Source organism: Geobacillus sp. DSP4a (assembly GCF_013096875.1).
GTDB classification, from domain to species: Bacteria; Bacillota; Bacilli; order Bacillales; family Anoxybacillaceae; genus Geobacillus; species Geobacillus thermophilus.
This window is the reverse complement of record NZ_SDLD01000002.1, coordinates 1-12,075: the sequence shown is the minus strand read 5'-3', so window position 1 is coordinate 12,075 and position 12,075 is coordinate 1. Positions and strand designations below refer to the sequence as shown.

Sequence of the window (12,075 nt, the reverse complement as noted above, 5' to 3'; positions counted from 1 at the left end):
TGTATTGCCATAACAAAAGAAATTTTCAGAATTATACTTACGTCTATTTTACAAATGAATGAGCGTTCAGTCAATAGCCTTTTTATGAGAATTTTGCCGTTGCCGGGCCCGTGCAGTGGAACGTCAAGCAGCGAAGAACGCGGACAGGGCGGAAGCGGATGTCCGCTCTGCTATTTTTGCGCGTTGTAGGACACATTAATAAGTACTGAAGCGACGCACAGGAGGGAAAAATATGCTCATCATTGCCGTTATTGTGATCATATTCGCACTCGTTTATCTTGATGACAAGCTTGGCCGGCTGATCCTCCGCAACGGGCGCAAAAAAGTCGTGTACCCAAAGCGGCGGAGCGATATGGCCTTGTATGTGAATGGACGGCATTTATTTGCCGATTATTTTGCCGAGCTGCGCCGCGCCCGCGATCATATCCATATTTTGTTTTATATCATCAAGCATGACGAAACGACGGCGCCATTTTTCCAACTTTTAAAGGAAAAAGCGGCGGAAGGGGTGGAAGTGCGCTTGTTGACAGACTGGGTCGGCAGCCTCGGGTTGCCGAAAACGCTCATCCGTTCGCTGAAGGCAAGCGGCGTCGAATTCGCCTACGCCCGCCCGCCGCGCTTTCCGTTTTTCATTTACCGCCTCAACCGCCGCAACCACCGAAAAATTACGGTCATCGATGGAAAGGTCGGGTATATGGGCGGTTTTAACATCGGCCGCGAATACAGTGGAAAGGACGCTAACATCGGAGAATGGCGCGACTATCACTTAAAAATCAGCGGAGAAGGGGTGCACGACTTGCAAGAACAATTTTTGCACGATTGGGAGGAGGCGACGGGCAAAACCGTCGCTGACAAACGCCGCTACTTCCCACCCCTTCACGCCGGCGCCATCCGCCACCAGCTTGTCGCGACTGACGGCGCCGCGCTTGAAGAGCAGTATATCGATGCGATCCGGCAGGCAAAACGAGAAATTATGATCGGCAGCCCCTACTTTATCCCGAGCCGGCTGTTGTTTGACGAGCTTATGCGCGCGATCCGGCGCGGGGTGCGCGTCACGGTCATTGTGCCGCTGCGGGCGGACCATTTATTTGTCCGCGAGGCCGCTTACCCGTATTTTTATCAAATGCTGAAGGCCGGAGCGCGCATTTACCGCTTTTACCAAGGATTTTACCACGCCAAAACGATTGTCGTCGATGAGGAATGGTGCGATGTCGGCACCGCCAACTTTGACCGGCGCAGTCTGTTTCTCAACGGCGAAATCAACTGCTATGTATTCGACCGCGCGTTCACGCAGGTGGTCAAGCGGGCGATCCAACGCGACCTGACGCGCGCCGAGCCGCTGACGCTCGATTTTTGGCGGAAGCGTTCGCTCCTTGACCGCGGCAAAGAATCGATTTCCCAGCTGATTTCCGCCTGGTTGTAGGCAACACGAAAAAAGCCGGCGATGTTCATCACCAACCCGCCTAACAGCGGCTTTCCCCGAGGAGGAACTTGGCAAAATCAGCCTTTTTTCGTGCAAAACCCGGCGCTTGGACGAACGCCCGGACAAAAGGGCAAAGGAATCCCGGCCGAAACCGCCAAACAAAAAACCTGGCCGGCTCCATGTTGGCGATGTGAGATCGCTGCGGGCGCCGGCCGGGATTGAATCAGTTGGCCATCCTGTATCTTCTATTCATTTCCAAAACAATGTCAACCATTGAAACAGCCGCATCCCGAGATACACTCCAACAATGCCGGCAATGCCAGCCAACGCCGGAGGGGCCGGAATCGGCAGGCGGAACAGCGTGAACAAAAAACCGACAACGATGCCGGTGACAAGCGACAGCACCACTTCTTTCACAAGCAAATCCTCCATCGTTGTTTTTCCTTATGATGCCCAGACAAAAAGGGAAGCAGTCGCTCCCCTCCTTTGTTGCATCTGTTACATTTGTTCCGGGGCGGAAACGCCGATCAACGCCAACGCGTTTTTCAGCGTAATTTGCACCGCCTTCACCAACGCGAGGCGGGCTTTCGTTTTTTCGATGTTGTCCAAATCAAGCACTTTTTCCGCGTTGTAGAAGCTATGGAGCGCCGAAGCCAGCTCAAACGCATAGGCGGTGACGCGGTGCGGCATCCGCTTGAGCGCTGCCTCGGCGACGACGTCCGGGAAGTCGCCGAGCACTTTGAGCAGCTCGATTTCTTTTTCCGTCTCCACTAAATGATGCAAAGCGAGGTCGCCTTCGTACGACACGTTTTGCTCTTCCGCTTGGCGGAGAATGCTTGAGACGCGGGCATGCGCGTATTGGACGTAGTAAACCGGATTTTCATTCGACTGCGACACGGCCAAGTCCATGTCAAAATCCAAATGCGTATCGCCCGAGCGCATCGCAAAGAAATAGCGGACGGCATCGACGCCGACTTCTTCCATCAGCTCGCGCATCGTCACCGCCTTGCCGGTGCGCTTGCTCATTTTGACGCGCTCGCCGTTTTGGTATAAGTTCACCATTTGGATGATTTCGACTTCGAGCGCCTCCGGATCGTAGCCGAGCGCGGCGATCGCCGCTTTCATGCGCGGAATGTAGCCGTGGTGATCCGCTCCCCAAACGTTAATCAGCTTGGTAAATCCGCGCCGCAGCTTGTCTTGGTGGTAGGCGATGTCCGGAAGCAAGTACGTATACGTGCCGTCCTGCTTAATTAAGACGCGGTCTTTGTCGTCCCCAAACGCCGTCGAACGGAACCATGTCGCCCCGTCCTGCTCGTAAATGTAGCCGCGCTCGCGCAAAGTGGAAAGCGCTTCGTCGATTTTGCCGCTTTCATAAAGCGATGTTTCCGAGTACCAGACGTCGAACGGAACACGGAATGCGGCCAAATCTTGTTTAATTTTGTCGAGCTCATAACGAAGGCCGTATTCGCGGAAGAAAGCAAGCCGTTCCTCTTCATCGGCGTGGACGAACCGATCGCCATATTCCTCAGCAAGTGTTTTGCCGATTTCGACAATGTCGTCGCCGTAATAGCCGTCCTCCGGCAACGGCATATCGACACCGAGCGCCTGGAAATAGCGGGCTTCGACCGATTTCGCCAAGTTGTAAATTTGCTTGCCGGCGTCGTTAATATAGTATTCGCGCGTCACGTCAAACCCGGCTTTCGCCAAAATGTTGCAAAGCGAATCGCCGACCGCCGCGCCGCGGGCATGGCCCAAATGCAAGTCGCCGGTCGGGTTGGCGGAGACGAACTCGACTTGCACTTTTTCCCCGTTGCCGACGTTCGATTCGCCATACGCTTGTCCCGCCTGCAAAATCGCCGGCACGACCGCCGTCAAATAGCGGTTGTCCATGTAAAAGTTAATAAATCCCGGCCCCGCCACCTCAATGCGCGCCACCGATACGCGCTCGCGATCAAGCTGCCCGACGATGGCTTCGGCGATCGCCCGCGGCGGCTTTTTCGCAATGCGGGCAAGCTGCATGGCGATGTTCGTCGAGTAATCGCCATGCGCCTTGTCGCGCGGCACCTCCAGCAAGACGTCCGGCAGCTCATCAGCCGAAACGAGCCCGGCTTTCACCGCCGCCTGGCGAATTTCTTCTTTCAGCTGTTCTTTCATTTGTCCGACAATGTTCATCGGCTTATACCCCCTTAAATGTCAACGTCAACGTATGGCGTCCGCTCCGCTCGTTTTGCAAGAAAAGCTCGTAGGAGAGAAAGAGCCGCCCCCGCTTCCGCTTATCGTCATAGTGAAACTCGATCGCATCCGTTTTCGCCGCCATCGCCCACCGCCCAAACACCGTTCCGTAATGGCCCGGCGTTTCTTGCCGGCGGCGGAACGTTTGCCGCATCTCGACCGCTCCGGAGCGAAGGATGGTCACCTCGTCAGGCGCGATTTTCACAATGTTGTTCACCCGCCCGAGTTCGTTTTCCTCCTCAAACTGCAAATAGCCTGTTTCCCCTTTTATGTAATACACCCCGTCCGCCTCAAGCACAACCGTCTCTTGGCGCGGACCGTCGCGAATGACAGCCACTTGGCGGAGACGCGCCGGGATGCCGTTTGTTTCCTTCATATCGATGAACACACCTTTGCGAACAAACAGTCATAGTTTATAGTATAATGAACTGTTCCGCTCCATTCAAGAGGGGACAAACCCGATGGCAGATTTCCGCTCCAGTGGGCAAAAAAAGGGGCTGGCCCAAAAGGTTGTTTTTCCTTAAACAACACACAACATATCGTTATCTTAATGATTGTTTTATGCCTACATACGGTAATAAGAAAAGGTGTCCCGATCCTTTTGGGACACCCTCTGTTCCATCGGTATTTTATGATGACGCCCGAACATTTTTTAACACGTTAATAGCAAAAAGAATGACACCTATCACGACGAGCACCCCGCCAATCGCTGTCACCGGCACGAACGCTTCGTTACCGTAAACGACGAAAATGAGACCGATCATCATGACCGGCAGGCCGATATTGTGCAGCCAGAAATGCACTTTCGCCCATTTCGTCGCCGCCGCTTGTGGAAATAAATGATAGATGATGCCAGCAAGCGTCAAGGCCGTCCAGCCAAGCAAGTTGATATGGACATGGACTGGGGTCAGCGCAAACGAATGGGTCATCGACATGCCAAGCCCAATACAGACGCCAATGACAAAGTACACAACGGAAATTTTGATCAGCTTCACGCCCATCTTCATTCCCTCCTTCCCTTTTTCTGTAAGCACATTACATGTTATGATCCTCCGTACGCTCATATTCCTGCATCTTTTGTCCCACCAAGGAAAAAAGTGCCCTCGCAAACTTGCGATTTAGACGCTTTTTCTCATTTTTCACTTCCCTACCCAACCAAGCAGCATTTCCCGCACAAGCTTGCTCGCCGTATTGGCCGTTTGTTCGGAGTGGTCGTAAATCGGCGCGACTTCCACCAAATCGGCGCCGACAACGCGGACGTCGGAGCGGGCGATCTCATGGATCGCGGCTAGCAGCTCTTTCGATGTAATGCCGCCGGCATCGACCGTGCCCGTTCCGGGGGCATGGGCCGGGTCAAGCACATCGATGTCGATCGTCACATACACCGGGCGGCCGGCGAGCTTTGGCAACACGGAGCGGAGCGGTTCAAGCACCTCAAACTTGGCGATGTACATACCGTTTTCTTTCGCCCACTCAAACTCCTCTTTCATCCCGGAACGGATGCCGAACGAAAAGACATTCGTCGGGCCGATCAAGTCAGCGACTTTGCGGATTGGCGTCGCGTGCGACAGCGGCTCGCCTTCGTAATGTTCGCGCAAGTCGGTATGGGCGTCCATGTGAATGACGGCCAAATCCGGGTAATAGTCGTACACCGCTTTGATGACCGGCCAAGAGACGAGATGTTCGCCGCCGAGGCCGAGCGGAAACTTGCCGGCGTCAAGCACCTTTTTCACGAACTGCTCAATCAGCTCTAAACTGCGGGCCGCATTGCCAAACGGCAGCGGAATGTCTCCAGCGTCAAAGTAGCGGATGTCTTTGAGTTCGCGGTCCAAATATGGGCTGTACTCCTCAAGCCCGATTGACACTTCGCGGATGCGGGCCGGGCCAAACCGCGAGCCAGGCCGGTAGCTGACCGTCCAGTCCATCGGCATCCCGTAGATGACCGCTTCGCTCTCTTCGAAGTTCGGGTGGCTGCCAATAAAGACGTTGCCCGAATAAGCTTCATCAAAACGCATCGATCTGCCCCCTTATTTCACTAGGTCCGCGACAAATTTTGGCAAAACGAAGCACGCCTTATGCAATTCTTTCGTGTAGTATTTCGTCTCAATGTCATGGAACCGGTCGTCGCTCACCGCAAGCGGGTCGTATTGTTTCGAGCCGAGCGTAAACGTCCAGAGCCCGCTCGGATACGTCGGAATGTTCGCTGTATACAAACGGGTGATCGGGAAAATTTCTTTCACATCGCGGTAGACGTTGCGGATCAAGTCCGCTTTAAACCACGGGTTGTCCGTTTGAGCGACGAAAATGCCGTCCTCTTTCAGCGCGTTGGCGATGCCGGCATAAAACCCTTTTGTGAACAAGTTGACCGCCGGGCCGACTGGTTCCGTCGAGTCGACCATGATGACGTCGTATTCGTTTTCGCTTTGCGCGATGTGCATAAACCCGTCATCGACTTTCACTTCGACGCGCGGATCGTCGAGTTTTCCGGCAATTTCCGGCAAGTATTTTTTCGAATACTCGATCACTTTGCCGTCAATTTCGACAAGCGTCGCTTTTTTGACGCTCGGGTGTTTCAGCACTTCACGAATGACGCCTCCGTCGCCGCCGCCGACGACAAGGACGTTCTCTGGCTTCGGATGGGTGAACAATGGGACGTGGGCGACCATTTCATGATAGACGAACTCGTCTTTTTGCGTCGTCATCACCATGCCGTCTAAAATGAGCATGTTGCCAAACTCCGCCGTTTCGACCATATCAAGCTTTTGAAACGGCGTTTGTTCTGTATGTAAAGTGCGGACGATGCGTGCGGTGATGCCAAAATGCTCCGTTTGCTTTTCGGTAAACCAAAGTTCCATTCGGTAACATCCTTTCTCCGAGCGTTGCTTACTATACAAGTTTTCCTTAGCCAACGAAACACTAAACATGAAAAAGTATAGAGCAATCTAGCAAAAATGCAAGAGGAACAAGTTTAAAATAAAAAATTTTTTTTCATACTGGTAAGAAAAAGCGGAAAACCTCGCTGGCGAAGCCTTGACAAAAGCAAGGCGGCGCATCCAGCCGGGCGTCCGCCCGCATGTCTAAAACAACGCCAAAACCGTTGAGGTGATGCGCAATGGAACCGATCCCGGGCAGCCGTTTTCGCGGCACGTGGAAATATGTGCGCGCCGCCGTCTTTATCGGCTTTTTTCTTGCGATCTTTGCTTCCGCCGCTCTCGGGAGCTTTATTTTGTTTGCCAAAATCGAAGGCGCCCCGCCGGTCGCCGTGCCGCAGACGACGATTTTTTATGCGGACGACGGCTGCAAAATCGGGGAAAGCGACCATGGACAAAAGCGGTACTGGGTTCATCTCGGTAACATTTCCCCGCACGTCATCGAGGCGACGATTGCCGTTGAGGACCGAAAGTTTTACGAACACCACGGATTTGACTTGAAACGGATCGCCGGCGCGGTGCTCGCCAATCTCGAGGCCATGGACAAAGTGCAAGGAGCGAGCACGATCACCCAGCAATATGCACGCAACTTGTTTTTAACACATGAGAAAACGTGGTCGCGAAAAATCCAGGAAGCGCTGTACACGATCCGCCTTGAAGCCAATTACAGCAAAGAAAAAATTTTAGAAGGCTATTTAAATACGATTTACTACGGCCATGGCGCCTACGGCATCGAGGCAGCAGCGCGCTATTATTTCGGCAAGCACGCGAGCGAGCTGACGCTGAGCGAGGCAGCGATGCTCGCCGGCATTCCGAAAGGGCCGTATTACTACTCGCCGCTTGTCAACGAGGCGCGGGCAAAAGCGCGGCAAAAAATCGTGCTCACCTCCATGGTGGAAGCCGGCTACATCAGCCGCGAAGAAGCGGAGCGGGCGTACCGTGACAAGCTCGTTTACATCCACCACCGCGAACGAGAGCAGCCTGTGGCCCCGTATTTCCAAGATGTTGTGAAACAGCAGCTGCGCACGAAGCTTGGCCTTGATGAGCGGACGATTGAGCTCGGGGGGCTGCGCGTCTACACAACGCTCGACCGACGCCTGCAGCGAATCGCCGAAGAACAAGTTAAGCAAGTCATCAGTCCCCATTCTGCCATCCAGGCGGCATTGGTGGCCATGGATCCGCGCACAGGGGAAGTAAAGGCGCTCATCGGCGGACGCAACTACGAAGAAAGCCCGTTCAACCGCGCTGTGCAAGCGGAACGCCAGCCAGGGTCGACATTTAAGCCGTTTTTGTATTACGCGGCGATCAAGCAAGGATTCACCCCATCGACCCAACTGCGCAGCGAGCTGACGACATTTACGTTTAACGGCGGCCGATCGTCGTACACCCCCCATAATTACAATGACTACTACGCCAATGGCCCGATCACGCTCGCTCAGGCGCTCGCTGTATCCGACAACGTCTTTGCGGTGAAAACGCTCCAGTTCATCGGCGTCGACAAACTCGTCGAAACAGCGAAAGCGCTTGGCATTACAAGCAGATTGAAAGCAGTGCCGTCATTGGCGCTTGGCACCTCGCCCGTGAAAGTGATCGACATGGTGGCCGCGTACAGCACGCTGGCCAACTACGGCAAACAAACCGAACCGGTGTTTATTCAAAAAGTCGTCGACGCGAACGGAAACGTGCTGTATGAACATAAGCCGGAGAGCCGGCAAGTGCTCGACCGCGACGCAGCGTTTGTGACGACCCATTTAATGACCGGAATGTTCGACCCAAAGCTTAACGGCTATACGACCGTCACCGGGCAATCGATCGCCGATGAAATGACGCGCCCGTACGCCGGCAAGTCCGGGACGACGAAAACGGACAGCTGGATGATCGGCTTCGCCCCGCAGTTGGTCGCCGGCGTCTGGACCGGCTACGACCGCGGCGAAACGATGAGCCGCTTTGACGAAAAGCAATACGCGAAACAAATATGGATCCGCTTTATGGAGAAAAGCCTCGCCGGCGAGCCAAAAAAATCGTTCAAGCCGACCAAAGGCGTCATCGGTGTCTACATCGACCCGCAAAACGGCAAGCTGGCGACCGATTCGTGCCCAGTGAAGCGGAAAACGTATTATATCGCTGGCACAGAACCGGTTGACTATTGCACCGATCATGTAAAAGAGGAGAAGAAGAAAAAAGAAGACGGAAAAAGCTGGTTCGAGAAATGGTTTCCATGGTTTTAAACAAGAAAATCCCCTGCGTTTGCCCGCAGGGGATTTTCTTGTCCTAGTTTTCCTGTGTTATACATGTAGATTTAGTTTATCCTTTTTTCCAGATAAGAACAAGCCCTTAGGCAAACATGTTCACAAAACCGTCACAATTCGCCTTCGAGTCCTTTTTTCAGTTCATCGCTCGAGCGGTTCCACATCCCGATGTCGTGGCCTTTCAAAAAGTCGGCGAGCACCCGCTTCGACTTAGCGTCCATATGATCGACGATGATATGCCGTTTCAGCGATTTATCGAGCCGGTTCACATGTTCCGGCAATAACTTATAACCACGGCGCGCCTCACGGTCGACCGTCATTTCGCACGCCGTCACCCCGGCGTAATACGGACCGTCCTCGCGGCGCTCGATCGTCACCCAGACGATCCAATACGGCTTGCCGTTTGGCACGGCGGAGCGATCCGGCAAAAACTTGATGCCGCGCTCAACAGAGCTGCGGGCATGCATCGCCCCCATATCAACGAACGCTTCACCCGCTTCGACGTCAATGATGACCGGCGACACGTTTTCTAGGCTCAACGCCCCGGCGCCAAAGCCGCGGTGCCCGTCGGTCGGGTCGTCTTTGATGATATTAAAGCCGATGTTTTTTTTCTTTTTTTGCTCCATCCGCTTGTTCCTCCTTCCTACATAAACAAGCTGGCCACAAGTGACTGCAAGTTCTCAAGCACAAACGGCAGCGCCACTTGAAACACCGGCTCAATCGTATAGCGATCGAGCGGCGTCAGCACGAGAACAAGGAAAATGAGCGCCCCGTACGTTTCCCACTGCGTCATTTTCGCCCGCAGCCCATCCGGGGCCAAGTCTTCAATAATACGATACCCATCAAGCGGCGGAAACGGCAATAAATTAAACACAAACAAGACGGCGTTCAAGCTGATAAAAATTTGGAAAAACAGATCAAACCCGGCCGCAAACCAATCCGGCAGCGCCCGCATGATGCCGAAATCGATCATGGCGTACCAAATGACAAATCCAAGCGCGGCAAGCGCGAGGTTGCTTAGCGGCCCTGCCACCGAGACGAGAATGCCGGCAAGGCGCGGATTTTTGAAATAAAAGCGATTGACCGGCACCGGGCGCGCCCAGCCAAACCCGGCGAGAAAGATCAGCAAAGTTCCAAGCAAATCCAAATGGGCAAACGGTGACAATGTCAGCCGTCCCTCGTTTTTCGCCGTCGGATCGCCGAACTTGTAAGCAACGTAGGCATGGGCGAACTCATGCACAGAAAACGCCAGCGCCAGCGTCAACAGCACGTACGGAATTTCGCTTAACGAATACGGCAACATGTGTTCCACTTGATTAACTCCTTTTCCCCTGTATTCACTATCCTTAGTATACATGATTTACCGCCAAAAGTGGACTGAACTTCACCGTTCCATGGTATAATAAGCGCGACAGCACTCGACAAGGAAATGGGGGAATGATGATGCCGTATGTCACGATCAAAATGCTCGCCGGCCGCACGGATGAGCAAAAGAAAGCGCTGGTGGAAAAAGTGACCGACGCCGTTGTAGAGACAACCGGGGCGAAAAAAGAGAGCGTGGTTGTGTTCATCGAGGAAATGACGAAAGACCATTACGCCATCGCTGGAAAACGGCTGAGCGACGCGGAGTAACAAACAGGGGGACGCCATTGAGCGTCCCCATTGCTTTTTGAAATAAAAACGAATATTATTATAGTTGTCTTTCATATTGTTCGTCTTTAGGAGGTTGCCTATGATTCGTCTTCCGCACCATGCCAGTAATCGCAAAACAGAGGTTCTCGCTGGCCTGACGACTTTTTTCACCATGGTGTACATCATCGTCGTCAATCCGGTCATCTTATCAGACGCCGGCGTCCCGTTTGAACAGGCGTTCACCGCCACCGTCATCGCCACCGTCGTCGGCACGCTGTGGATGGCAATATTCGCCGACTATCCGATCGCCATTGCCCCCGGCATGGGGCTGAACGCGTATTTTGCCTATTCCGTCGTCGGCTCGCACGGCGGCATTTCGTACGAAACCGCGTTTTCCGCTGTGTTTGTGGCCGGGGTGTTGTTTTTGTTGCTGTCGCTCACCCCGCTCCGCAGCAAGCTGATCGAAGTGATCCCCGACAGCTTAAAACATGGCATCACCGCCGGCATCGGGCTGTTTATCGCCTTTATCGGCCTGCGGCTGACCGGAATTATCCAAGCTCATCCGCAAAATTTGGTCGCGCTTGGCAACTTGCATGCCCCGTCGGCCGTGTTGACGCTCATCGGCCTGGCGGTGACGCTCGTTTTCATGATGCGCGGCGTCAACGGCGCGCTCTTTTACGGCATGGTCGCGACCGGCGTCATCGCCTACGCGACCGGGCAGCTTCACTTTGACAAAGGTATCGTCTCGCTGCCGTCGCTGCCGGAAGGGCTTGTCGCCGCCAATCCATTGACGGCCGTTGGCGATGTCATCAGCCACAGCTTGTACGCTGTCGTCTTTTCCTTTTTGCTTGTCACGCTCTTTGACACGACCGGCACGATGATCGGCGTCGCCCAGCAAGCGGGACTGATGAAAGGAAACACACTGCCGCGCGCCCGCGAGGCGCTCTTGGCCGACTCCGTCGCGACCACGATCGGCGCCATGTTCGGCACGAGCCCGACATCGGCGTACATCGAGTCGTCAACCGGCGTCGCCGCCGGCGGCCGCACCGGCTTGACCGCGCTCACGGTCGCCGTCTTGTTCATCGCAGCCGCCTTTTTCAGCCCGCTTGTCGGCGCCGTCGCCGGGCTTTCTGCCATCACCGCCCCGGCGCTCATTGTCGTCGGCAGCTTGATGATCAGCAACATCGCCCATATCAATTGGCGCGAACTGGACGAAGCGTTCCCAGCCTTTCTCATCATCTTAAGCATGCCGCTCACGTCCAGCATCGCGACCGGCATCGCGCTCGGCTTCATCTCGTACCCGCTCTTAAAAATCGCCCGCGGCCGCTGGCGCGATGTGCCGTTGCTGCTGTACGTGCTTGCCGTGCTGTTCTTTTTGCAGCTGGCGTTTTTGCCGCATTAATCCAAAAGAAGAAGGTGTCCCGGAAACAATGGGACACCTTTTCGTCTATGGCCAGCTGATGGTGTGTTGAAACAGTGTTTTTCATCTTCTTTGGCGAGGAGACCCCGACTTCTAAGCGAGAGCGAAAGTCGGGGAGGAATCGCCCTTCCTCCTTTCAATTAACAATGTACTAGCATGCTCAACTCTTTTTAACTTTTTCCAGCTTGC

Annotated in this window: 12 protein-coding genes; 4 read left to right on the top strand and 8 right to left on the bottom strand. The window is 54.2% G+C overall.

Going from position 1 to position 12,075, the window contains the following annotated elements; translation table 11 throughout:
- The first annotated feature begins 232 nt into the window (after positions 1-232).
- On the top strand, positions 233-1,423 hold the full coding sequence (gene cls, locus ETC02_RS01440; RefSeq protein WP_171697973.1) for a cardiolipin synthase: 1,191 nt from the start codon (positions 233-235) through the stop codon (positions 1,421-1,423).
- 249 nt (positions 1,424-1,672) lie between these two features.
- Here cls and ETC02_RS01435 read toward each other — a convergent pair whose 3' ends face one another.
- From ETC02_RS01435 to speE, 6 genes are all read right to left on the bottom strand, one after another.
- Complete coding sequence (locus ETC02_RS01435) at positions 1,673-1,840, bottom strand: XapX domain-containing protein (RefSeq protein ID WP_033010756.1); 168 nt, start codon at positions 1,838-1,840, stop codon at positions 1,673-1,675.
- Positions 1,841-1,921: 81 nt separating this feature from the next.
- Positions 1,922-3,595 carry an arginine--tRNA ligase gene (argS, locus tag ETC02_RS01430; RefSeq protein ID WP_033010744.1) on the bottom strand — a complete coding sequence of 558 codons (1,674 nt, stop codon included), beginning with the start codon at positions 3,593-3,595 and terminating at the stop codon, positions 1,922-1,924.
- Between the two features lie 4 nt (positions 3,596-3,599).
- Positions 3,600-4,031, bottom strand: coding sequence for a YwiB family protein (locus ETC02_RS01425; RefSeq protein WP_033010742.1), 432 nt, complete (start codon positions 4,029-4,031; stop codon positions 3,600-3,602).
- 253 nt (positions 4,032-4,284) lie between these two features.
- Positions 4,285-4,662, bottom strand: coding sequence for a cytochrome-c oxidase (locus ETC02_RS01420; protein WP_080729614.1), 378 nt, complete (start codon positions 4,660-4,662; stop codon positions 4,285-4,287).
- A gap of 132 nt (positions 4,663-4,794) precedes the next feature.
- The gene (gene speB / locus ETC02_RS01415) at positions 4,795-5,670 is read right to left on the bottom strand and encodes an agmatinase (RefSeq protein ID WP_049624641.1); all 876 of its coding nucleotides are present in this window, start codon (positions 5,668-5,670) and stop codon (positions 4,795-4,797) included.
- A 12-nt stretch (positions 5,671-5,682) separates the two neighbouring features.
- Complete coding sequence (gene speE, locus ETC02_RS01410; RefSeq protein ID WP_171697972.1) at positions 5,683-6,510, bottom strand: polyamine aminopropyltransferase; 828 nt, start codon at positions 6,508-6,510, stop codon at positions 5,683-5,685.
- A gap of 257 nt (positions 6,511-6,767) precedes the next feature.
- Between speE and ETC02_RS01405 the strand changes: the two genes are divergently transcribed.
- Positions 6,768-8,813 (top strand): transglycosylase domain-containing protein, encoded by a 2,046-nt coding sequence (locus ETC02_RS01405; protein WP_171697971.1) that lies wholly within the window; start codon positions 6,768-6,770, stop codon positions 8,811-8,813.
- Between the two features lie 131 nt (positions 8,814-8,944).
- Here the strand turns inward: ETC02_RS01405 and ETC02_RS01400 are convergent, their stop codons facing one another.
- Together ETC02_RS01400 and ETC02_RS01395 are read right to left on the bottom strand one after the other, a co-directional pair.
- A complete protein-coding gene (locus ETC02_RS01400; protein ID WP_011232874.1) occupies positions 8,945-9,460 on the bottom strand; it encodes a YwhD family protein in 516 nt (171 codons plus the stop codon).
- Positions 9,461-9,477: 17 nt separating this feature from the next.
- On the bottom strand, positions 9,478-10,146 hold the full coding sequence (locus tag ETC02_RS01395) for a site-2 protease family protein (protein WP_063211002.1): 669 nt from the start codon (positions 10,144-10,146) through the stop codon (positions 9,478-9,480).
- A 131-nt stretch (positions 10,147-10,277) separates the two neighbouring features.
- Between ETC02_RS01395 and ETC02_RS01390 the strand changes: the two genes are divergently transcribed.
- Both ETC02_RS01390 and ETC02_RS01385 read left to right on the top strand, forming a co-directional pair.
- Entirely contained in the window at positions 10,278-10,466 is a 189-nt protein-coding gene (locus tag ETC02_RS01390; RefSeq protein WP_025949649.1) for a 2-hydroxymuconate tautomerase, read from the top strand.
- A 100-nt stretch (positions 10,467-10,566) separates the two neighbouring features.
- A complete protein-coding gene (locus tag ETC02_RS01385) occupies positions 10,567-11,868 on the top strand; it encodes an NCS2 family permease (protein ID WP_050367992.1) in 1,302 nt (433 codons plus the stop codon).
- Positions 11,869-12,075: the final 207 nt, after the last annotated feature.

Coding starts and splice junctions, on each gene's coding strand:
- ETC02_RS01400 (WP_011232874.1), bottom strand. CDS start 9,460: ATGGAGCAAAAAAAGAAAAAAAACATCGGCTTTAATATCATCAAAGAC.
- ETC02_RS01385 (WP_050367992.1), top strand. CDS start 10,567: ATGATTCGTCTTCCGCACCATGCCAGTAATCGCAAAACAGAGGTTCTC.
- argS (WP_033010744.1), bottom strand. CDS start 3,595: ATGAACATTGTCGGACAAATGAAAGAACAGCTGAAAGAAGAAATTCGC.
- speE (WP_171697972.1), bottom strand. CDS start 6,510: ATGGAACTTTGGTTTACCGAAAAGCAAACGGAGCATTTTGGCATCACC.
- ETC02_RS01390 (WP_025949649.1), top strand. CDS start 10,278: ATGCCGTATGTCACGATCAAAATGCTCGCCGGCCGCACGGATGAGCAA.
- cls (WP_171697973.1), top strand. CDS start 233: ATGCTCATCATTGCCGTTATTGTGATCATATTCGCACTCGTTTATCTT.
- speB (WP_049624641.1), bottom strand. CDS start 5,670: ATGCGTTTTGATGAAGCTTATTCGGGCAACGTCTTTATTGGCAGCCAC.
- ETC02_RS01420 (WP_080729614.1), bottom strand. CDS start 4,662: ATGAAGATGGGCGTGAAGCTGATCAAAATTTCCGTTGTGTACTTTGTC.
- ETC02_RS01425 (WP_033010742.1), bottom strand. CDS start 4,031: ATGAAGGAAACAAACGGCATCCCGGCGCGTCTCCGCCAAGTGGCTGTC.
- ETC02_RS01405 (WP_171697971.1), top strand. CDS start 6,768: ATGGAACCGATCCCGGGCAGCCGTTTTCGCGGCACGTGGAAATATGTG.